General features: G+C 72.6%; 19 protein-coding genes, 1 tRNA gene and 1 pseudogene. 16 read left to right on the top strand and 5 right to left on the bottom strand.

The annotated features are described in order from the left end of the window. Window positions 1-69 precede the first annotated feature (69 nt). Together PUR71_RS20980 and PUR71_RS20975 are read left to right on the top strand one after the other, a co-directional pair. The gene (locus tag PUR71_RS20980) at window positions 70-645 is read left to right on the top strand and encodes a nucleosidase (protein WP_329928592.1); all 576 of its coding nucleotides are present in this window, start codon (window positions 70-72) and stop codon (window positions 643-645) included. Window positions 646-686: 41 nt separating this feature from the next. Further along, window positions 687-1,205, top strand: a complete 519-nt coding sequence (locus PUR71_RS20975; RefSeq protein WP_329928591.1) for a DinB family protein — start codon at window positions 687-689, stop codon at window positions 1,203-1,205. A 48-nt stretch (window positions 1,206-1,253) separates the two neighbouring features. Here PUR71_RS20975 and PUR71_RS20970 read toward each other — a convergent pair whose 3' ends face one another. After that, window positions 1,254-2,156 (bottom strand): sigma-70 family RNA polymerase sigma factor, encoded by a 903-nt coding sequence (locus PUR71_RS20970; RefSeq protein ID WP_329928590.1) that lies wholly within the window; start codon window positions 2,154-2,156, stop codon window positions 1,254-1,256. A 112-nt stretch (window positions 2,157-2,268) separates the two neighbouring features. Here PUR71_RS20970 and PUR71_RS20965 point away from each other — a divergent pair, with 112 nt between their 5' ends. After that, window positions 2,269-2,802, top strand: coding sequence for a hypothetical protein (locus PUR71_RS20965; RefSeq protein ID WP_329928589.1), 534 nt, complete (start codon window positions 2,269-2,271; stop codon window positions 2,800-2,802). Here the strand turns inward: PUR71_RS20965 and PUR71_RS20960 are convergent. Then, window positions 2,784-3,398 (bottom strand): cysteine hydrolase family protein, encoded by a 615-nt coding sequence (locus PUR71_RS20960; RefSeq protein ID WP_329928588.1) that lies wholly within the window; start codon window positions 3,396-3,398, stop codon window positions 2,784-2,786. The genes PUR71_RS20965 and PUR71_RS20960 overlap by 19 nt on opposite strands. Before the next feature lie 71 nt (window positions 3,399-3,469). Between PUR71_RS20960 and PUR71_RS20955 the strand changes: the two genes are divergently transcribed. Both PUR71_RS20955 and PUR71_RS20950 read left to right on the top strand, forming a co-directional pair. After that, window positions 3,470-4,417 (top strand): GlxA family transcriptional regulator, encoded by a 948-nt coding sequence (locus PUR71_RS20955; protein WP_329928587.1) that lies wholly within the window; start codon window positions 3,470-3,472, stop codon window positions 4,415-4,417. Window positions 4,418-4,653: 236 nt separating this feature from the next. Continuing rightward, window positions 4,654-5,436 carry an alpha/beta fold hydrolase gene (locus tag PUR71_RS20950; protein ID WP_329928586.1) on the top strand — a complete coding sequence of 261 codons (783 nt, stop codon included), beginning with the start codon at window positions 4,654-4,656 and terminating at the stop codon, window positions 5,434-5,436. Between the two features lie 169 nt (window positions 5,437-5,605). Here the strand turns inward: PUR71_RS20950 and PUR71_RS20945 are convergent, their stop codons facing one another. Together PUR71_RS20945 and PUR71_RS20940 are read right to left on the bottom strand one after the other, a co-directional pair. Next, window positions 5,606-6,172 carry a hypothetical protein gene (locus PUR71_RS20945; protein WP_329928585.1) on the bottom strand — a complete coding sequence of 189 codons (567 nt, stop codon included), beginning with the start codon at window positions 6,170-6,172 and terminating at the stop codon, window positions 5,606-5,608. Window positions 6,173-6,185: 13 nt separating this feature from the next. Continuing rightward, complete coding sequence (locus PUR71_RS20940) at window positions 6,186-6,632, bottom strand: ATP-binding protein (RefSeq protein WP_329928584.1); 447 nt, start codon at window positions 6,630-6,632, stop codon at window positions 6,186-6,188. A 158-nt stretch (window positions 6,633-6,790) separates the two neighbouring features. Here PUR71_RS20940 and PUR71_RS20935 point away from each other — a divergent pair, with 158 nt between their 5' ends. From PUR71_RS20935 to PUR71_RS20910, 6 genes are all read left to right on the top strand, one after another. Beyond that, the gene (locus PUR71_RS20935; protein ID WP_329928583.1) at window positions 6,791-7,741 is read left to right on the top strand and encodes a helix-turn-helix domain-containing protein; all 951 of its coding nucleotides are present in this window, start codon (window positions 6,791-6,793) and stop codon (window positions 7,739-7,741) included. Next, the gene (locus PUR71_RS20930) at window positions 7,701-7,835 is read left to right on the top strand and encodes a DUF397 domain-containing protein (protein WP_329928582.1); all 135 of its coding nucleotides are present in this window, start codon (window positions 7,701-7,703) and stop codon (window positions 7,833-7,835) included. The genes PUR71_RS20935 and PUR71_RS20930 overlap by 41 nt, the downstream gene beginning before the upstream one ends. Then, on the top strand, window positions 7,832-8,026 hold the full coding sequence (locus PUR71_RS20925) for a DUF397 domain-containing protein (RefSeq protein WP_329928581.1): 195 nt from the start codon (window positions 7,832-7,834) through the stop codon (window positions 8,024-8,026). The genes PUR71_RS20930 and PUR71_RS20925 overlap by 4 nt, the downstream gene beginning before the upstream one ends. Before the next feature lie 131 nt (window positions 8,027-8,157). After that, window positions 8,158-9,483 (top strand): lipase family alpha/beta hydrolase, encoded by a 1,326-nt coding sequence (locus PUR71_RS20920; protein ID WP_329928580.1) that lies wholly within the window; start codon window positions 8,158-8,160, stop codon window positions 9,481-9,483. A 68-nt stretch (window positions 9,484-9,551) separates the two neighbouring features. Continuing rightward, window positions 9,552-9,635 (top strand) — tRNA-Leu (locus tag PUR71_RS20915). A 233-nt stretch (window positions 9,636-9,868) separates the two neighbouring features. Further along, window positions 9,869-13,840 (top strand): hypothetical protein, encoded by a 3,972-nt coding sequence (locus tag PUR71_RS20910; protein ID WP_329928579.1) that lies wholly within the window; start codon window positions 9,869-9,871, stop codon window positions 13,838-13,840. A 60-nt stretch (window positions 13,841-13,900) separates the two neighbouring features. Here PUR71_RS20910 and PUR71_RS20905 read toward each other — a convergent pair whose 3' ends face one another. Further along, window positions 13,901-14,317: a hypothetical protein gene (locus tag PUR71_RS20905; protein WP_329928578.1), complete on the bottom strand. Its 417-nt coding sequence runs from the start codon at window positions 14,315-14,317 to the stop codon at window positions 13,901-13,903. Window positions 14,318-14,464: 147 nt separating this feature from the next. Between PUR71_RS20905 and PUR71_RS20900 the strand changes: the two genes are divergently transcribed. The 5 genes and pseudogenes from PUR71_RS20900 to PUR71_RS20880 all read left to right on the top strand — a co-directional run bounded on the left by PUR71_RS20900 (window position 14,465) and on the right by PUR71_RS20880 (window position 19,730). Then, the gene (locus PUR71_RS20900) at window positions 14,465-14,836 is read left to right on the top strand and encodes a YciI family protein (RefSeq protein ID WP_329928577.1); all 372 of its coding nucleotides are present in this window, start codon (window positions 14,465-14,467) and stop codon (window positions 14,834-14,836) included. After that, window positions 14,833-15,609, top strand: a pseudogene (locus PUR71_RS20895) (RNA polymerase sigma factor); the annotation flags it as partial. The gene PUR71_RS20900 and the pseudogene PUR71_RS20895, both read left to right, overlap by 4 nt. Before the next feature lie 269 nt (window positions 15,610-15,878). Then, entirely contained in the window at window positions 15,879-16,937 is a 1,059-nt protein-coding gene (locus PUR71_RS20890) for an alpha/beta hydrolase (protein WP_329928576.1), read from the top strand. A 175-nt stretch (window positions 16,938-17,112) separates the two neighbouring features. After that, window positions 17,113-18,081 carry an AurF N-oxygenase family protein gene (locus PUR71_RS20885; RefSeq protein WP_329928575.1) on the top strand — a complete coding sequence of 323 codons (969 nt, stop codon included), beginning with the start codon at window positions 17,113-17,115 and terminating at the stop codon, window positions 18,079-18,081. 56 nt (window positions 18,082-18,137) lie between these two features. Beyond that, window positions 18,138-19,730 (top strand): FAD-dependent oxidoreductase, encoded by a 1,593-nt coding sequence (locus tag PUR71_RS20880; RefSeq protein WP_329928574.1) that lies wholly within the window; start codon window positions 18,138-18,140, stop codon window positions 19,728-19,730. The last annotated feature ends 121 nt before the right edge of the window (window positions 19,731-19,851 follow it).

Genomic DNA, 19,851 nt, shown 5'->3' with positions numbered 1-19,851 from the left:
TCCCCGGCCCGTACGTCGTCCGGCCGTCGCCGCCGGGGCTCCCGCGCCCGCGCTCCGTACGATGGGTCCATGCGCCTGCTTGGAACGATCGCCCCCGACCGCCCGCTGCTCGTCGTCGCCGTCCGCGAGGAGGCCGCCCACCTGGACGACCGGCTGCCCGTGCTGCTCACCGGGATGGGGAAGGTCAACGCCGCCGCGGCGCTCGCCACCGTCCTCGCCCGGGGCGAGAAGCCCTCCGAGGTGATCAACCTCGGCACGGCCGGCGCGCTGCGCCCCGGCTGGGAGGGCACCCACCACGTGACCCAGGTGATCCAGCACGACCTCGACTCGCCCGCGCTGCTGGCCCTCACCGGCCGCACCTACGGCCCGCCGCTCGTGGTCGGCAAGGGCGAGGGCCCGATCCTCGCCACCGGCGACCTCTTCGTCTCCGACCCGGCCGCCCGCGACCGCCTCGCCGAGCACGCCGACCTCGTCGACATGGAGGGCTACGCCGTCGCGACCGTCGCCCACCGGGCCGGCCTGCCGGTGCGGCTGGTCAAGCACGTGAGCGACGAGGCCGGCGAGGGCGCCGCCCACTCGTGGCGCGAGTCGGTCGACGGATGTGCCCGCCACCTCGCGCAGTGGGTCGCGGCGCAGGGCTGGTGACGGTCTTTCGGGCCCGTGCCCGGCGTTATTAGGGTGGCGCGGTGACCGAGAACGCCGCACCCTCCCCGCGCCCGGACGTCCGCCCGCCCGGCGTCAACGCCGACGAGCCGACCACTCTGCTGACCTTCCTCGACTACCTGCGCGAGGCGGTGATCGCCAAGCTCGCCGGGCTCCCGGACGACGACGCCCGCCGCCCCGGGGTCGCCTCCGGGACGAGCCTGCTCTGGCTGGTCCGCCACCTCGCCGTCGTCGAGCACAACTGGTTCGAGTGGGCGTACCGGGGCGTGGGCGGGGAGCCGCTGGAAACGGACGAAGTCCCGCTCGACGGCGCCACGGTGGCCGACGAGATCGCCGCCTACCGGGCCGCGATCGCCCGCTCGAACGCCGTCGCCGCGCAGGTCGGCGCCGACCTCGACCGGCCGGGTGCGCGCTCCCTGCGGCCGGGCGGCGAGGCGCCGTCGATGCGCTGGGTGCTCGTCCACATGATCGAGGAGACCGGCCGGCACGCCGGGCACGCGGACATCATCCGCGAGCAGGTGGACGGCGTGACCGGGCGCTGAGGCGGGGTGGGCTCCCGTTGCGGGGGCCCACCCGCTCCCCGGTCCGTCTCAGTCGACGACCGACAGGTCCAGCGCGGCCAGCCGCTCCGGGTCGTTGAGCACGTCGATCGCGACGATCGCGCCGCCGACCACCGTGAACGCCATGACGGACATCGGCTTCCCGCCCTGCCCGATGACCACCGCGCCCGCCGTGCCGTTGACGAGCGCCGGTCGCGCGAACGGCGCCAGCTTGCCCCACAGCACCGCCTGCCCGGCCACCGTCGACGCGCCCCTGAACACCACCGAGTGCCGGGCCCGCACGGCGCCGCCGTCCGAGCGCAACACGACGTCCGGGTCGAGCACGGCCACCAGCGCGCCGAGGTCGCCCTCGCGCGCGGCCGCGAAGAACGCGTCGACCGCCGCCCGCTGCCGGTTCAGGTCCTTGTCCGGGGCCGGCGCCTGCCCCTGCACCTTGCGGCGGGCGCGGCTGGCCAGCTGGCGGGTCGTGGCGGCGGTCTTCTCGATCAGCGGCGCGATCTCCTCGAACGGCACCGCGAACATGTCGTGCAGCACGAACGCGACCCGCTCGGCGGGCGCCAGCGACTCCATCACCACCATCAGCGCCAGGCCGACGGAGTCCGCGAGCAGCACCTCCTGCTCCGGGTCCACCACGCCGGCCCGCCCGAGGATCGGGTCCGGGATGCGCGGCGCTCCCGCCGTGCCGTCCTCACCCGTCTCCAGTGGCTCCTCCTGCCGCTGCGCGCGCGAGCGCAGCAGGTTCAGGCAGACGCGGGAGACGACCGTGGTCAGCCAGGCGCCGAGGTTCGAGACCGCGCCGGTCTCGGTGCGGTCGTAGCGCAGCCACGTCTCCTGGACGGCGTCGTCGGCCTCCGCGATCGAGCCGAGCATCCGGTACGCGACGGCCCGCAGGTGCGGCCGGTGCTCCTCGAACCGATCGGCAGGTGCGGTCATCTGATTCACCGTTCGTTTACCTCGTCCCCGTTGGCCCGCTGGTGGAAGCTGCAGCACAGGCAACCTAACCGTTCCCGCGGGAACGTCGGAGCCCGGGTCTAGGGTGACGCCCATGACCGCCGAACCCTCCCTGATCGCCGCCATCCGCGCCAACCCCGCCGCCGAGGACTTCCTCGCATGGCCGGGCGACTTCAACCTGGACGCCTACCCGCACGTCGAGGACGTCGTGCTGGCCTCCGGCGAGCCGCTCGAACTCCTCGCCAAGGAGGGCGGCGGCGGCACGTACTTCTTCTGCGGGCCGAGCGAGCTGGGCGAGGACCGTCCGGTCCTGTTCGCCGACTCCGAGGGCGGCGCGGCCCTCATGGCGCTGAACTTCCGCGAACTGGTCGAGCTGCTGATCGCGGTCCCCTGGTGGCAGAGCTGCCGTGCGTTCACCGCGGAGGAGAGCGCCGAGGCCGCCGAGGACTACCTGGAGGACGACCCCGACCTCCCCGCCGACCGCGCCGCGGCGGCGCAGGCCCTCGGCCTCACCCTCCCCACCGAACTCGAAGCCCTCACCCGCCTCCGCGAGACCGCCACCGGCCCCGGCCGCGCCTACGTTCTGCTCAACGCGGTGGAGGGCTGCGCCTATCGGCCCCTGGTCTGAGCCCCGGCAGCCGCCTTGAGCACGGCCTCCGTCGTGACCACCTTCGCGAACCGCATCGCGTGCAGCACGGTGCCGGTGGCGCGGGCGAGTTCGGCGGCCGGGACGGTCACGCCGTCCGGCCCGGTCATGTCGAAGGTGTGCATGGCGTCGGCGGGGAAGACCGCGTCGTAGCCGAGGTTGCCGGCCATGCGGGCGGTGGTCTCGTTGCAGACGTTCGTGATGATCCCGGTGATCACCACCTGCCGCGCACCGCGCTCGCGGAGCCAGGCGTGCAGGTCGGGGGTGCCGTAGAAGGCCGAGTTGACGCTCTTCGTGATGTGCAGGTCGGGCGTGATCGCGGCGACGAAGTCCTTGAGCTCGTAGCCGGGCGTCCCCTGCGCCAACGGCCCCGCCGGGGAGGCGTGCTGGACGGTGACGATCGGCCGGCCGGTGGCCTGCCAGGCGGCGATCAGCTCGGCGATCCGCTGCTCGGCCTGCGGGTTGTCGCGCGGGCCCCAGTAGTCGTGGTCCTCGAAGCCCTGCTGGACGTCGATCACGATCAGGACGGCGTCGGGGTCGAGGGCGAGCGGGGCGTCGAAGGCGTCGGTGTTCGTCATGCGTCCATGGTGGCGGGGCGGTCCGGGTGGCCGTGAGTGGCGCTGGTGCCACCCATCGATAGATTCCCGCCATGCGATCGGTGGCGTGTCTGATCTTCGACGGGGTGCGGGCCTTCGACTACGCGGTGATCGGCGAGGTGTGGGCGAACCGGACGAGCCGCCCCGGGCTGCCGGCCTTCGAGCTGCGCGTGTGCGGGCCCGGCGGCGCCCGCGTGCGGCTCGGCGGCGGGCTGGAACGCGTGCCGGACGCCGGGCTGGACGGGCTGGCGGCGTGCGATCTCGTCCTCGTGCCCGGTGTGGAGGATCCGGCGGACGCACGGGATCCGGCCGTCCTCGCCGCCCTGCGGGACGCGCACGCGCGCGGGGTGCCGATCGCCTCGCTCTGCGCGGGGGCGTTCGTCCTGGCGGAGGCCGGGCTGCTGGACGGCCGGGAGGCCACCACGCACTGGGCACTCGCGCCGGAACTGGCGCGCCGCTTCCCGGCGGTGGAGGTCCGTCCCGAGGTGCTGTTCACCGGCGGGGACGGCCTGTGGACGTCCGCCGGGGTCGCCGCCGGCATCGACCTGTGCCTGCACCTGGTCCGTGCGGCCCACGGCCAGCGGGCGGCCGCGACGATCGCCCGCTCGATGGTCACCGCGCCGTTCCGGGCGGGCGGGCAGGCGCAGTTCATCCCGTCCCCGGTGCCGGCGGGCGGCGGCGACGCCCTGGCCACCGCGCGCGCCGAGATCCTCGCCGCCCTCGACACGCCCTGGACGGTCCGCCGGATGGCCGCCGCCGCACTGATGTCGGAGCGCACCTTCGCCCGCCGCTTCGCCGAGACCACCGGCACGACGCCGCTGCGCTGGCTCCTCGAACAGCGGGTGCTGGCCGCCCAACGCCTGCTGGAGGAGACGGACCTGCCGGTGGACGCCGTGGCCACCCGCTGCGGCTTCGGGTCGGCGGTCTCCCTGCGGCCGGTCTTCGTGGCGAGGGTCGGCGTGGCCCCGCGCGAGTACCGCCGGGCGTTCCGGGCGAGTTGAGTCGGTCGTCGGCGTCCGGCGGGGACATCAGCGCGGTGCCGTGCGCGACCGGCGCCGTGACGGTGCTGCGGTGACGGTGCTGCGGTGACGGTGAAGCGGTGACGGTGAAGCGGTGACGTTGAGAAGTGGTGTCGAGGCAGGGGCGAGTCGAGACATCCGTCTTGTACATTTGTCTTGCACGCTCGTCCAAGTCCTGCGTATGGTGATCCCGTCAACCGATCCACGGGGGTACCACCATGAACGACGCCATCCGCTCCGAGCTCGTCCTCGACGGCCGCCGGCTCTCCTACCTCGACTTCGGCGGCACCGGCCGCCCGCTGCTCGCCCTGCACGGCCACCTCGCGGAGGGCGCCGTCTTCGCGCCGCTCGCCGCCGCGCTCGGCCCGCAGTGGCGGGTCATCGCGCCCGACCAGCGGGGACAGGGCGAGTCGGACCGGGCCGCCGACTACGCGCGGGAGGGCTACCTCGCCGACGTCGAGGCGCTGCTCGACCACCTCGGCCTGGAGAGCGTGGTCCTGCTCGGCCACTCGCTCGGGGCGATCAACGCCTACCAGTTCGCCGCCCGTCACCCCGCGCGCGTGAGGGCGATCGTCAACGCCGAGGGCCCGGCCGCGCTCGGCCTCGACGGGAGCCACCCGCTGGCGTTCCTGCTCGACCTGCCCTACGACGCCTCCAGCCGGGGCGCCCTCCTCGCCGCCCTCGGCCCCGCCGCGCCCCACTTCGAGGAGCGGCTGCGGGAGGGCGCCGACGGCAGCTGGCGCCTGCCCTTCCACCCGCTGGACATGTACGCCTCCGAGGCGGACGTCCACGGCGACCACTGGGCGGACTGGACGGTCACCACCTGCCCGGCCCTGATCGTGCGCGGCACGAGGGGCACCATCCCGGCCGAGCAGGCCGCGCAGATGGTCTCCCGCCGCCCGGGGACGGTCCTGGCGGAGCTGGATGCCGACCACCTGCTGGTCACCGGCGCGGCGGACGAATTCCAGCGCGTGGTGCGGGAGTTCCTCGCCACGGTGTGACGAGTGGAGGGCGGGGCGGCGGCCCTCAGCTCCGCCGCCCCCGTTGGCCTTTCGGCACCCGGCCCGGGGTTCGTTGAGCCAAACCCCACCTTGGGGTGGACTCGGCGGTCCGCCGGGTGACGGGGGGCGAGGTTCTCCGCCCGAAGGGTCCGCGGTTCCTGATCATCGTTCAGCGGGAGACGGCCGCCGCGCGGGCGCGGCAGCGGGCGAGGGCCGGCTTGATGCGGGGGTCGGGGGTGGGGGCGGCGGCGAGGAGTTCGCCGGCGGTGACGAGGGCGGACCAGTAGTGGGCCGCGTCACCGATCCCGGGGCGGGGGTGGGTGGCCGCGAGGGAGAGGTAGGCGGCGGTGAGGTTGCCCGTGACGAACCAGCGGCTGAGGCCGTGCTGATGGCCGGCGCGGATGGCGCCGAGGGCGTCGATGGCGAGGAGGAACTGGTCGACGACGGCGAGGTCGCGGGCGTCGAGCGGCCTGGGGACGTCGAACACGCCGAGGGCTTCGAGGATCTCGCCGGTGTCGGCTTCGGAACCCGGGCGGGGGTCGGCGAGGAGGGCGTCGTGGCACTCGTCGATACGGCGGGTCGTCTCGTCGGCGGGGATCCCGAGGGCGAGGCAGACGGCGCGGGCGGCGGTGACGGGTTCGCGGATGCGGCGGGCGAGGGTCGCGTAGGCGTCGGCGGGGGTGGCACCGGTGTCGAAGGCGTGCCGGGCGATCGTGACGGGGGAGGGCGGTTGCATGGGCGGGCGACTTTCAGACGGCGAGGACGGAGAGGCGGGCGGGGGTGGGGGCGGGGGCGATGAGGGTCCACACGAACTTGCCGACGCCTCCGGCTCTGGGGCAGCAACCCCAGCGCTCGGCCAGCTCGTTGACGAGGTGCAGGCCACGGCCGTGTTCGTCGGTGGGGGTGGTCGGGTGGAGGGCGGGGCGGCCGGTGCCGGCGTCGTGGACTTCGAGGCGCAGACGGTTGCCGATGAGGGCGAAGCGGATCTCGACGAGGCGGTCGTCGGGGGCGTCGGAGTGCTGGACGGCGTTGGCGAAGAGCTCGGTGAGGAGGAGCTCGGCGATGTCGGAGTAGCGCTCGCCGAAGGGGAGGGCGGAGAGGTACGCGCGGAGCAGGTGGCGCGCGATGGGGGTCGAGGAGGGGCGGGAGTCGAGGCGCGCGGCGAACGTGCGGGGTCGGCGGACGGTTTTGAGCATGGCGGGGCCCTCGGGGGCGGATGGGGAGCAAGAGAGGGGCGTGCAATCACGCTATGCATGCAGATGATTGCGTTCCGGTCTCAATCATCCGGTGCGCGGAGGTACGGTGATGGCCGAAATCTGGTACCGGGCACACGTGTTACGTGAGAGGGGTTGCCGTGGCACACCGGAAGCTGAAGCGGGAACCGACGGCCAGTTCGGCCGTGATGTTCGGCGAAGAGCTGCGGTTCTACCGGGAGATGGCCGGCATGACCCAGGAGGAGCTGGGGAAGGCCCTGCACTGCACGCGGCCGAACATCACGAGGTACGAGTCCGGCCAGCGCCGCATGCAGCCCGAGATGGTCGAGCAGGCCGACGTGCTGCTGAAGACCGGTGGTGCGCTGATGCGACTCTGGGCCCGGGTGGACTGGAGCGTGGGAGTCGAGCATCCGGACTGGTTCCAAAGCCATGTCGACATGGAGTCCGAGGCCGTGGGGGTCAGGGCCTTCGAACTGGCCGTGATGAACGGCCTACTTCAGTGCCGCGAATACGCGGAGGCCGTGTTCTCGGTCAGTGATGCGGCGGGCAGGCCTGATGTCATCGCGGAACGAACCGCGGCCCGGCTTGCCAGGCAGAAGCGGTTTCTCGACCCCGAGGGGCCGTTGCTGCTGGTTATTCTGGATGAAAGCGCCATCCGAACGGTCTTTGGCGGGCCGACAGTGATGAGACGTCAGATGGAACACCTTCTGGCTGTTGCGGAGCTCCCGAACGTGATCATCCAGGTCATTCCGTTCACGCGGCGCGGCGTCATCGTCAACACGTCGATGGTGCTGCTGGAGATGCCTGACGGCCGCACGTGGGTCTACTCGGAGAGCCTCGATCGCGGTGACTCCACCGATGATCCGGAGATCGTGGCCAGACATCGGCGCAGCTATGATCTGCTCCACGGGGAGGCTCTGCCGGTAGCCGACTCGCTCGCGCTGATCGCCGATGCGCTGGAAGGGTTCAGAGATGACGAGGAACGAGCTCGACGCGAACGCCTGGCGAAAGAGCAGCTACAGCGGCGGCAACGGCGGCAACTGCATCGAGGTGGCCCTCGAATCCCTCCCGGGCGTCGTCCCAGTGCGTGACTCCAAGGACCCCGACGGCCCGGCCCTCGTCTTCTCGACGACAGCATGGGACTCGTTTGTCGCGGCGGTCCAGACAGGAGAATTCCCGGCATGAAGCTGACCTGGCGGAAGAGCAGCTACAGCGGAACCAACGGCGGCACCTGCATCGAGGTGGCCCTCGACTCCCTCCCGGGCGTCGTCCCAGTGCGTGACTCCAAGGACCCCGACGGCCCGGCCCTCGTCTTCCCCGCCCCCGCCTGGGAGTCCTTCCTCGCCGCCGTTCGCGTCGGCGAGTTCCCGGTCTAGCCGGTCAACCTCGGTCGCATCCGGATGATTTCGATCACTTCCGACGTGACCCTGGTGCCGTGAGTAACCGAACCATTACGGTCCATCACTGTGCGCACATGACCCTGCTCGCATCGACCGAGGCGGTACCCATGGCACAAGACCCCCGTATCGACGTAGCGCTGACGGCCCTCAAGGAGGGCCAGGCGGAGCCCACCAAGGCCGAGTTGGCGGAGATCGCCGACTCGCTCAAGCCCGGCGTCTGGTTCGCCGGCGAGCTGTCCGGCGAGCGCGGCCGCGACGCCGACGTGGTCTGGGACCTGACCGGCGCGCCGTACAAGGGGCAGGTGGCGACCGGCCAGGCGGCGGTCTACTACGCCAACCCGAAGATCGGCCTGCGGAAGCCCTTCCTCTTCGCGGACGGCTTCAACTACGGCCCGAGCGACCTGCCCGGCCTGTTCGCGTACTTCAACACCGTCGCCGACGGCCGGCCGGGCCTCTTCGACGAGCTGCTCGGAAGGGGCTACGACATCGTCCTGATCGGCTTCGCCGAGCGGCACACCCACATCCAGGCCAACGCCGAGGTCGTGGCGGACGCCGTCTTCCGGGCCATCGCGGAGCGTGTGGGCGACGAGCGGCTGACCGTCGGCGGGGTGAGCATGGGCGGCATCATCACCCGCTACGCGCTCGCCAAGCTGGAGACCCAGCGGATGGACCACCAGACGGCGACGTACCTCTCGTTCGACTCGCCGCACAACGGTGCCTGGATCCCGCTGATCCTCCAGCAGATGGCGTACTTCTTCGAGGACTACACCCCGGCCGGTCCGGACGGTGCCAAGCAGGCCGACCTGGTCCGCAGCCCCGCCGCCCAGCAGTTGCTCTGGGCGTGGGTCGAGAACGCGAAGTACTCCGGCCCGGTCGCCACGTCCAGCCCGCTGCGCCAGGAGTTCCTCGAGGATCTCGCCCGGGTCGGCAACTTCCCGATGATCCCGCGCAAGCTCGGCGTCTCCAACGGCCGGCGTGACGGGGTCGGCCTCCCGCTGCCGGTGGGTGAGGTGGCGTTCGACTGGCAGGCGCTGGTCGCCAGCGCCACCGCCCGCTTCCAGCCGGACAAGGGCGACAAGCAGCGGATCGGTGGCATGCACCTCGGCCTCGCCGTGCGCCGCAGCACCACCAGCGAGGTCCCGGCGCTGGACGCCGTGCCGGGCGGCACACTGGACTCCTTCGGCAAGGTCGCGGACGCTCTCAAGGCGAAGATCTCCGAGGACTACCGCAGCGGTACCTTCGTGCCGGCCGTCAGTGCGGCGGCGCTGGACTTCGACCCGGTGAAGTGGGACGTCGACCCGGCCGCCGCGATCTCCGACGACGACCTGGAGCGCGGCCACCTGGACGCCGTCGAGTTCGACGACGCCAACACCGAGCACAGTCACGTCTCCCGCGCGCTGGTCGACTGGATCGTCGCGCAGCTCGCCGGCTGACCCTCCCCCTTCCGGCCTGGTCCGGAGCACCTGCGCGGATGGGCTACGATATTCCTCATCACCCAGATGCGCGGGTGGCGGAATAGGCAGACGCGCTGGATTCAGGTTCCAGTGCCCGAAAGGGCGTGGGGGTTCAACTCCCCCCTCGCGCACAGCGAACGGCCGGTCGATCTTCGGATCGACCGGCCGTTTTGTCGTTCCCCGAACCAGCCGCCCAGGTCAAGAGCTGCCCAAAAACTCATCGCGCTCGAAGGGGCCTCCGTGGGACCCTCTCGCGGGGTCGAGGGCGCCTCTCAGCTCGTCGTTTGCGCTCGCTAGACTCCGCCCGCCCGCGAACTTCCATGATGCACATGGGAGTCGGGCGTTTCCGACATGGGGGGAAAGTGTGACGTTCCTGTCCACCGACAGACGAACGCGACACAGGGGGAGGAGAGCCTCACTCGCGGCTCCCGGCGCCCTGCTGCTCGCCGTCCTGGCCACCTTCGTGGGCCAGGCCAACCCGGCTGCCGCCGCCGCGCCGCCCGCAGCCACGTCGTCCGCGAGCCCGACCGCCGCGCCGACCACCACCCCGGCCCCGGCCCCGGCCGCCGCGCCCACCGCCGGGCCGACGGGCGCGCCGACCGTGGACCCCAAGGCCGCGCAGGAGAAGGCGGCCCGCGAAGTCCAGCAGGCCGACCCGGCCGGCCCCTGTCCGGCCACCCTGGACCCGGGCGTGGTGACCACCTGCACGGTCGACTCGTACAAGTCGGCGACCTTCTCGCTGACCCTGCCGACGCAGGACCTGGTCTACTTCCAGACCGTCGGGGTCAACTACTCGGCCTACCCCAAGCTGACCGCGCCCGACGGCACCGCTGTGGCCTGCGACACGTTCGTCACGGTGATGCGCTGCGCCACCACGCAGCAGGGCACTTACAAGCTGGACGTCGTCAACGGAAACTTCCAGGCGAGCGGCATCTCGGTGTCGTACCTCCCGGTGCTCACCAGCACCTGCAAGACCGTGGACCCCACCGACCGCACCCTCGGCGCCCCCAAGGCGTTCCACGGCTCGATGCCAACGGCCTGGGCCGGCGACTGCTACACGGTGGACCTCGCCCCCGGTGACATGCTGCGGACCTTCGCCGGCCTGCGTAGCCAGCGCGTCGTCGACGCGACGGGCAAGGAGGTGTGCGCCGTTTCCGGCCTGGACACCACGCTGTACTGCCGCCTCGCCGGGACCGCGCCGTACCGCGTGGTGGTCCAGTCGACGTACGGCGACGCCCAGACCTACGACCTGACGCTCGCGCGCCTCTCCTCCCCGGAAGGCTGCCTGACCGTTGAGCCGCAGGCGTTCGGCACCGCACCTGACCTGGTCGTGGCGCGCTGCCGGATCCTCCATGTGACCGACGCCGGCTGGTACTCCTTCAGCGAGGTGACGGCCAGCGGCGAAACCATCTCCGGCCCGCTGTACCAGGCCGACGGCAGCACGGTGGCCAACTGCGGCCAGCTGAGCCGGCTCTGCAACCTGGCGCCCGGCTCCTACACCTGGGCCGACGCCGGCCAGGCCGTCACGGCGGGTCCGTTCGGCACCGTCTTCCACTCGGCCAAGGAGACCCGTGGCTGCACGGCGGCCGCCGACGACGACCTGGTGTCCGGTCCGGTCACCGGCACCTTCGGCACGGCCGGGCAGGCGCTCTGCCTGACGCTGCCCACCGCGACCGGCAACGGTCTCTACCTGATCAACCGGGTGCCCACCGACGGCACCAGCGCCGACGTCGCCGTCTACGACGCGGCCGGCACCTTCCAGTGCGACAACAGCAACCCCGCGATCCCCTGCAAGCTGACCGGGACGGCCCCCTTCCGCGCCGTCGTGACCGGCGCGCCCGGCAAGGCGTTCTCGCTGGCGATCCACCGGACCGGTGAGACGGCCGGCTGCACCGCCTGGCCGCAGAGCGGGTTCGACGGCACGTGGGGCGCCGAGGCCGCACTGACGGCGAACGTCAAGCAGGCCTGCTTCGCCCTCCCCGCCGGCCAGCACAGCACCTCCGAGCTGCTCGACTACACCAACACGGCGAACCAGACCAACGCGTCCCTGCAGGTCATCGACCAGCAGGGCAACGTGGTGTGCTCGACCGCCGGCAGCTCGACGTTCACCTGCCGGCTCGCGGCCGGTGTCCCGTACACCGCGCTGCTGACCAACTCGACCTGGGGCGACAGCTACAAGCTGGTCCGGCGGGACTTCTCGCCGACCGCGAACTGCCTCACCCCGGACTCGACCGCCGTCGGCGGCCAGTCCGTCCAGCTGGACCTGGGCTCGGCCCTCGATGCCCGCTGCGTGCGGGTCAGCGCCGCGGCCACCGACAAGTTCTGGCTCAGCGTGCGGACGGCCACCGTCGGCAACGGTTACCAGGGCACGGCGGTGCCGCTGGTGATCGACGCGAACGGCAAGACCGTCTGCGGCGTGAACGGCAGCTACTGCAAGGTCACCGGTTCTACCTCCTACACCATGGCGGTGCTCGCCTCCGGGTACCGGGGCCAGAACATCCACGCCGCCGTGGACACCTGGAAGGTCGGCACACCGGACGGCTGGGCACCGGAGTGCACCTCCCACCCGATCTCGGTGCAGGGCTTCCCGCTCCGCAGCGGACTGCTCACGGAGTCCTCGACCGGTTACTGCGCCGTCGTCGACATGAAGGCGTCGCAGTCCCTCAACGTCGTCGGCACCAGCAGCGCCACCAACCTCGCGCAGCCGCTCCTGACCCTGCTGGGCCCGGCCACCTGGGAGGAGTACGACTCCACGTACCAGTGCAGCGCAAACTACGGCGAGTTCGGTGCCCGCTGCCAGAGCCTCAACAACGCCGTGCCCGGCAAGGCCGTCCTGCTGCTCAGCCCGGGTAACACCGTGATGCCGGTGGAGTACAGCATGCAGGCCGCGTGCGACTACCCCACCTGCACCAACCCGCCGCGTCCGTCCCTCATCGCGATCAACGGGACGACCGGAGCGGCCGGCACCCAGACCCAGATCGAGATCCGGGGCACGAACCTCACCCTGGGCACCAAGGTGAAGTTCGGCGGCTCCACGTACCCGATGCGCCCGGTCTCCGTCAGCCCCGACGGCACCTCGCTCCACGTCATGGCCGACACCAACGGGATGACGCCGGGCACCTACGACGTGGTGCTCGATGGAATCGGCTACACCACCGGGGTGCCATCCCCGAACTACTTCCCGAAGGCCTTCACGGTGACCGCCGCCGCGCCGGCCACCAAGGGCCGGCTCGTCCCGCTCACCCCCAACCGCATCCTCAACACCGTCTCCGGCGTCGGCGCGCCCGCCGGGCGCCTCGGCCAGGGCGGGGTGCTGTCGCTCCAGGTGGCGGGCGTCGCCGGCGTCCCGACGACCGGCGTCACGTCCGTCGTCATGAACGTGACGGCCGTCAACCCCTCCAGCAACAGCGCCGTCTCGGTGTACCCGAGTGGACAGAAGGTGCCCGACCTGCCGACCGTCAGCTTCGCCGCCGGGCAGATCGTCACCAACCTGGTGACGGTGCCGCTCGCCAACGGCAAGGTGGACATCCGCAACGCCTGGGGCGACGTCGACCTCGGCGTGGACATCCTCGGCTACTACACCGACAGCGGCGCCGGCTCCCTGCTGCGCCCGGTCACCCCGTCGCGCATCCTGAACACCGTCTGGGGCGTCGGCGCGCCCGCCGGCCGGGTCCACGGCGGTGGCGTCGTGCCGCTCAAGGTCGCGGGTGTGGGCGGCGTCCCGACGACCGGCGTGACGGCGGTCGTGATGAACGTGACGGCCGTCAACCCGTCGCAGACCAGCTACCTCACGGTGTACCCGGACGGCCTGCCGGTGCCGGACGCCTCGGCGGTCAACTTCGCCGCCGGGCAGAACGTGACCAACCTGGTGACCGTCCCGGTCGTGAACGGCGTGGTGGACATCCGCAACGCCTGGGGCGACGTCGACCTCGGCGTGGACATCATGGGGTACTACACCGACTCGGGCTCCACCTACACCGCGTCCCCGCTGGTGCGGCTGATGGACACCCGTGACGGCGAGGGCGTCCGCGTGGGCTCCCTGGGCGGCTCGAACGACCAGGTCAGCCTGCGGGTGGCCGGCGTCGAGGGGATGCCCGCGACCGGGGTCACCGCCGTCGTCATGAACGTGACGGCGGTCTGGCCGACGGACACCAGCTTCCTGACGGTCTTCCCGCACGGGACGGCCCGCCCGGACGCGTCGAGCATCAACTACCGGCCGGGGCAGGTCGTCTCCGCGCTGGTGGTGGCCCCCGTGGTGGACGGCCGGGTGTCGTTCGTCAACCAGTGGGGGTCGACGGACGTGGTCGCCGACCTGGTCGGGTACTTCTCGTCCTGATCCACCCGTTGGGAAACCCGGTGGGCCCGCGTCACGGACGTCGGGCCCACCGGCCTTTTCTCACCCGGCGTTCTCGGCCGCCTCGCGGAACTCCCGGTACGCCGAGTCCGACGCGGGCAGCAGGCCGGCCCGGACCATCGCCGTGCCGAGCTCCAGGCGCCGCTCGGGGTCGTCGCACTCCAGCCCGCACTGGAGGACCTCCGCGACCATCTCCGTCGTCCCGGCCAGGAAGATCGAGCCGCTGTCCGCCTGGTAGAGCCAGGCCTCGTAGCGCGGCACGCCGTCGGCCACCACGTCCCAGAGCTCGCAGGAGTTCAGCACCGCCTCGTCGTCGCCGTCGCCGTCGGCGGGCAGCCGCTGCTCGGCGGGCAGGTCCTCGCCGTCGTAGCGCCGGCCGCTCAGGGCGACCTGCGCCGCGTGGATCGGGGTGAGCGGGGCCGCCGACGTGATCGGGCGGCGATTGGTGAAGTCAGCCATGCGCGGGAACCTACCAATCCCCACCGACCACGGGCGGTTCCCGAAATTCTTCGCGGGCCGGTGTCGAGGGCCCGGGTGCCGCTCCGACTCCTGGGTGACGGGACGCCGAAGGGCGGCGCACCGGACACCGAGAGGACACTCGTCACCATGAAGTACATCGCGATGATCTACGGCAACCAGGAGAAGTGGAACGCCTTCCCCGCCGAGGAGTGGCCGGCCGCCATCGCCAAGGTCGAGGCGTTCAACGCCAAGTACCGCGCCACCGGCGAACTCCTCGGCGCGTACGGCCTCGCCGACGCGGCCGCCGCCCGGCTCGTGCGGCGGACGGACGGCGCGGCGGTCGTCACCGACGGGCCGTACCTGGAGACCAAGGAGTACCTGGCCAGCTTCTACCTCCTCGACTGCGAGGACCAGGAGCGCGCCCAGCAGATCGCCGCCGACTTCCCGTTCGCGGACGTCGACCCCGTGGAGCTGTGGCCGATCCTGCACGAGTCGCCGTCGAACGCGGCGGACGCGTGAGCCTGCTGGTCCGGGACGCCGAGGACCTGCTGCGCGAGCTGGCGCCGCAGGTCCTCGGCGCGCTCGTGCGCCGGCACGGCGGGGCGGGCGCCGGGGCGGCGCTCGACGTGTGCGAGGACGCCGTGCAGGAGGCGCTGCTCGCCGCGGCGGTGCAGTGGGCGGACGACGGCCTCCCGGCGAACCCGGGCGGCTGGCTGCTGACCGTCGCGTCCCGGCGACTCGTCGACCGGATCCGTAGCGACTCCGCGCGGCGGCGCAGGGAGGAGGCGCTGATGCTCGCCACTCCGCAGTCCGCGCTGCTCGCGCCCGCCGCCGACGCGGCCGCGCCCGTACCGGACCGGGACGACTCGCTCGCGCTCCTCTTCCTCTGCTGCCACCCGGCGCTCTCCGCGCCGAGCCGCACCGCGCTCACCCTCCGGGCGGTCGGCGGCCTGAGCACCGCGCAGATCGCCGCCGCGCTCCTCGTGCCGGAGGCGACGATGGCACAGCGGATCAGCCGGGCGAAGCAGACGCTCAAGGGCGTTGCTCTGGTGGGGAGTTCGGGGAGTTCGGGGAGTTCGGCGGACGTGCGGCACGTGCTCTACCTGATCTTCAACGAGGGCTACAGCGCCAGCAGGGGCGAGGAGCTGACCGCGCCGCAACTGTCCGGCGAGGCCATCCGCCTCACCCGGCTGCTCCTGTGGCTCGTCCCCGACGACGCCGAGACGGCCGGCCTGCTCGCCCTCATGCTCCTCACCGACGCCGGGCGAGGCGGCCGTCGCCTACCGGGAGGCGGCCGCCCGCACGGCCAGCGCCCCCGAGCGGCGCTACCTGGCGGAGCGGGCCCGCCGGGTCACCTCCTGACGTCGCCCGGCGGGTCCGTCGCAGTTCGTCGAGCCGGCCGCTGATCTGCTCGTCGCTGTGGAGGCGGGGGCGCCGGGGCCGTGGCGGAGGTCGTACGCCCCGCCGACCGGTGGCGGGGCCGCGCCGTCGAGGCGGGGTTCCCCCGACCGGCGGGCGGTCCCATCATGGGGCTCCCCAGCAGCGTCCCCAGGAGGCAGAGATGTCGATTCCACTCCCCGTCCGGATCCAGGCCGCCGTCGTCCGGGGCGCGTACGCGCTGCCGGAGGGGGTGCGGCGGGCGATCGCGGGGGCGCCGGTCGTGCGGGACGGGCAGACGCTCGCCCTGGACGCGCAGCTGATCCTCAAGCTGCAGCGGCTGTCGAAGGCGGCCCTCGTCCTGCCGGGCGGGGTCGGGCCCTCGCGGACGGCGATGGAGTACGGGCGGCACCTGGTGGGCGGGCCGACGATCGGGTCGGTGGCCGTCCGGGAGCTCAAGATCCCGTCGGAATCGGCCTCCGGCGACGGCGAGTTGGCGGCGACGCTGTACAGCCCGGCCGGGCTGGGGGAGCGGTCCGGGCTGCTCGTGTTCTTCCACGGCGGCGGGTGGGTGGTGGGCTCCCGGGCGAGCCACGACCACGTCGCCCGGTTCCTGGCCCAGCGGGCCGGGGTGCGGGTGCTGTCGGTGGAGTACCGCCTGGCGCCCGAGCACGCGTACCCGGCGGCGGCCGACGACGCCCTCGCCGCCCTGGACTTCGCCCTCGCCAAGGCGGGCGACCTCGGCGCGGACCCGGCCCGGATAGCCGTCGGCGGCGACAGCGCGGGCGGCAACCTCGCTGCCGTCGCCGCGCAGCGGGCCGTACGGCGGGGCGGGCCCGCGCCCGTGTTCCAGCTGCTGCTGTACCCGGCGACGGACGCCTCCGTCCGTCGGCCGTCCCGGGACCTCTTCGCCGACGGCTACTTCCTCACCAGCGCCGACATGGACTGGTTCGCGGACCGTTACGCCCCCGAGCCGGTCGACCGCGCCGACCCGGGCGTCTCGCCGCTGCGCGCCGCCGACCTCACCGGCCTGCCGCCCGCGTACGTCGGCACGGCGGGCTACGACCCGCTGCGCGACGAGGGCGAGGCGTACGCGGAGGCACTGCGGGCGGCGGGGGTCGCGGTGGAGCTGAGCCGGCAGCCGGACCTGATCCACGGGTACGCCAACTACATCGGGATCGGGCACCGGTTCCGCGAGGCGACGGCGGAGGCGGCGGAGGCGCTGCGGAAGGCGCTGCGGTAGGCCCTGCTCCAAGCTGCGCAGGCCCGCGCCCCGGGATCCGTTCCCGGTGCGCGGGCCTTTCGCCGTGCGCCCCCGCCCGCTGCACGGGGGGTTCTCGGCGGCGGGCTCTTATTGTACTGTCCGTCTAATAAGCGGGTCAGCGGGAACCCGCAGGAGCAGGCACCTGGAGGCAGCCATGGCTCTCACCGACCCGGCGGCGCGCAGAGTCGGTCACCACGAAAACGGCCACGGTCACGGTCACGGACACGATCACGGCCACGGACACACCGCTGCCGACGACGACGTCTCGAAGCGGCTGCTGGAGTCGGCCGCCATGCTCTCGTACGACCCGTCGACCGAGATCGACTGGGACGCCCCCCTCCCCGACGAGCACTACGGCCTCAACCCGGAGTGGAGCACGCTCTACGGCACCCGGCTCTGGGACGAGATGACCGAGCAGCAGCGGGTGACCCTCACCCGGCACGAGGTCTGCTCGATCATGAACACCGGCATCTGGTTCGAGATGATCCTCCAGCAGATGGTGCTCCGCGATCAGTACCTCAAGGACCCCGCCGGCTCCGAGTTCCAGTTCGCGCTCACCGAGATCGCCGACGAGTGCCGGCACTCGATCATGTTCGCGCGCGCCTGCAAGAAGATGGGTGTGCCCGCGTACCGTCCGAACAAGGTCATCGCCCACGCCGGCCGCGCCTTCAAGTCCCTCGCGAAGGGCGAACTCGCCTACGGCGGCATCCTCGTGGCCGAGGAGGTGCTCGACGTCATGCAGCGCGACTGGATGCGCGGCGAGAACGTCCTCGACATCGTCCGTGGCACCTCGCGCATCCACGTCGTCGAGGAGTCCCGGCACATGAAGTTCGCCCGCCAGGAGATCCGCGAACGCATGCGGCACGCCGGCCCCGCCCGCCGGCGCACCTCCGCGACCGGCATCGCCATGGGCGCGTACGTCATCGTCACCAGCATGGTGCACCCCGGGGTGTACAAGGCCGCCGGACTCGACGTCGCGCGGGCCCTCGCCGAGGTCCAGGGCAACGAGCACCGCAAGGCCATGATGCGCACCAGCTCCCGGCACCTGATGGCCTTCCTCGCCGAGACCGGGCTCCTCACGCAGCGCTCGGCGGCCATCTACCGGCGCGTCAACATGCTCTGACCCCCCTCCTGACCTCCCCCTCCTACTCCCCGCTCAGTGAGGACCCACCCCCGGCCATGGCCTACGCGATCACCCGCACCTGCTGCAACGACGCCTCCTGCGTGTCCGTCTGCCCGGTCAACTGCATCCACCCGACCCCGGACGAACCGGAGTTCGGCACGACCGACATGCTGTACATCGATCCGGCGGCGTGCATCGACTGCGGCGCGTGCGCGGACGCCTGCCCCGTCGACGCGGTCTTCCCCGTCGACCGGCTGCGCGGGCCCGACACCATGTACGGCGACCTCAACCGGGACTGGTACCGCGACCACCCCAACGACCACGCGTGGGGCGCGCCCACCTTCCCCCGCAGCCTGCCCGACGGGCTCGGGCCGCTGCGGGTCGCCGTCGTCGGCACCGGGCCCTCCGCCGGGTACACCGCGCAGGAACTCCTGCGCACCACCGGCGCCGAGATCACCATGCTCGACCGGCTGCCCGTCACCGGCGGCCTCCTACGGCACGGCGTCGCCCCCGACCACCAGTCGACCAAGCGCATCGCGGAGAGCTTCGCCGGCGTCTTCCACGACCCGCGCCTGCGGATGTACCTCAACGTCGAGGTCGGTACGGACGTCACGCACGACGAACTCGCCGCCCACCACCACGCGGTGGTCTACGCCGTCGGCGCGGCGGCCGACCGGCGACTCGGCATACCCGGCGAAGACCTGCCCGGCAGCCTCCCCGCCACCACCTTCGTGCGCTGGTACAACGCCGAACCGACCGTGCCGGCCGACGCGGTGACGCTGTCCGCCTCCTCGTGCGAACGGGTCGTCGTGATCGGCAACGGGAACGTCGCCGTCGACGTCGCGCGCATCCTGCTCACCGACCCCGACCGGCTCGCCGCCACCGACATCGCCGACCACGCGCTCGCCGCCCTGCGCGGCAGCCGGGTGCGGGAGGTCGTCCTGCTCGCGCGGCGCGGGCCGGCGGAGGCGGCGTGGACGCGCTCCGAGTTCCTCGCGCTGCGGCAACTGCCGGGAGTGGAGGTGGCGGTGGACTCGTCCGGGGACTCCTCGGCACCGCTCCTGGACGGGCTGCCGCAGGTGCGCTTCGACGGCTCGGCGGGGCCCGCCGGGGCTCGCCGCTTGGTCCTCCGCTTCCACTCCACTCCTTCGGCCCTGATCGGGGACGACGGGGGCGTGACGGGGGTCGCGGTCCGGCGGGCCACGGGGGAGGAGGACGTGATCCGGACCGGCCTCGTCGTGCGCTCCATCGGCCACCGGGGCGTCCCGATCCCCGGCCTCCCGTTCGACGGGACGACGGAGACGGTGGCCCACCACGGCGGCCGCGTCGACGGCCTCCCCGGCACCTACGTCGTCGGCTGGGCCAAACGCGGCGCGTCCGGCGGCATCGGCGCCAACCGCGCCTGCGCCCGCGAAACCGTCGACGCCCTCCTCGACGACGCCACCGCCCGCACCCTCCTCCCCACCCCGGCCGCCACCCGCAAGGACCTCGACCGCCTCATCCGCTCCCGGCGCCCCGACACGATGGGCCTGAAGGAACTACGAGCCGTCGACCGCACCGAACGCACCCGCGGCGAAGCCGAAGGCCGCCCCCGCGTGAAACTGGCCACGATCCCGGACCTCCTGACCGCCGCCCGCGGCAAGCCGTAGCCGGAAGGCCACCCCACCCACCTCCTGCGCACCGGCGATCCCCACGTGCTCCCGCCCCTCACGGTGCGCACGGAAAGTCGGGCCGCCCGACTTCCTGTGCACCGCTGCTCCTTCTTGTTCG

The sequence above is a fragment of the Streptomyces sp. SP17BM10 genome (assembly GCF_036322405.1).
In the GTDB taxonomy this organism is placed as follows: domain Bacteria; phylum Actinomycetota; class Actinomycetes; order Streptomycetales; family Streptomycetaceae; genus Kitasatospora.
This window is presented reverse-complemented; position numbering and strand designations above follow the sequence as displayed.

What these genes read in the sequence shown, in the direction of transcription:
- PUR71_RS20920 (WP_329928580.1), top strand. Translation starts at nt 8,158, where the DNA reads ATGGCACAAGACCCCCGTATCGACGTAGCGCTGACGGCCCTCAAGGAG.
- PUR71_RS20900 (WP_329928577.1), top strand. Translation starts at nt 14,465, where the DNA reads ATGAAGTACATCGCGATGATCTACGGCAACCAGGAGAAGTGGAACGCC.
- PUR71_RS20960 (WP_329928588.1), bottom strand. Translation starts at nt 3,398, where the DNA reads ATGACGAACACCGACGCCTTCGACGCCCCGCTCGCCCTCGACCCCGAC.
- PUR71_RS20965 (WP_329928589.1), top strand. Translation starts at nt 2,269, where the DNA reads ATGACCGCCGAACCCTCCCTGATCGCCGCCATCCGCGCCAACCCCGCC.
- PUR71_RS20955 (WP_329928587.1), top strand. Translation starts at nt 3,470, where the DNA reads ATGCGATCGGTGGCGTGTCTGATCTTCGACGGGGTGCGGGCCTTCGAC.
- PUR71_RS20980 (WP_329928592.1), top strand. Translation starts at nt 70, where the DNA reads ATGCGCCTGCTTGGAACGATCGCCCCCGACCGCCCGCTGCTCGTCGTC.
- PUR71_RS20950 (WP_329928586.1), top strand. Translation starts at nt 4,654, where the DNA reads ATGAACGACGCCATCCGCTCCGAGCTCGTCCTCGACGGCCGCCGGCTC.
- PUR71_RS20890 (WP_329928576.1), top strand. Translation starts at nt 15,879, where the DNA reads ATGTCGATTCCACTCCCCGTCCGGATCCAGGCCGCCGTCGTCCGGGGC.
- PUR71_RS20945 (WP_329928585.1), bottom strand. Translation starts at nt 6,172, where the DNA reads ATGCAACCGCCCTCCCCCGTCACGATCGCCCGGCACGCCTTCGACACC.
- PUR71_RS20970 (WP_329928590.1), bottom strand. Translation starts at nt 2,156, where the DNA reads ATGACCGCACCTGCCGATCGGTTCGAGGAGCACCGGCCGCACCTGCGG.
- PUR71_RS20885 (WP_329928575.1), top strand. Translation starts at nt 17,113, where the DNA reads ATGGCTCTCACCGACCCGGCGGCGCGCAGAGTCGGTCACCACGAAAAC.
- PUR71_RS20905 (WP_329928578.1), bottom strand. Translation starts at nt 14,317, where the DNA reads ATGGCTGACTTCACCAATCGCCGCCCGATCACGTCGGCGGCCCCGCTC.
- PUR71_RS20940 (WP_329928584.1), bottom strand. Translation starts at nt 6,632, where the DNA reads ATGCTCAAAACCGTCCGCCGACCCCGCACGTTCGCCGCGCGCCTCGAC.
- PUR71_RS20925 (WP_329928581.1), top strand. Translation starts at nt 7,832, where the DNA reads ATGAAGCTGACCTGGCGGAAGAGCAGCTACAGCGGAACCAACGGCGGC.
- PUR71_RS20880 (WP_329928574.1), top strand. Translation starts at nt 18,138, where the DNA reads ATGGCCTACGCGATCACCCGCACCTGCTGCAACGACGCCTCCTGCGTG.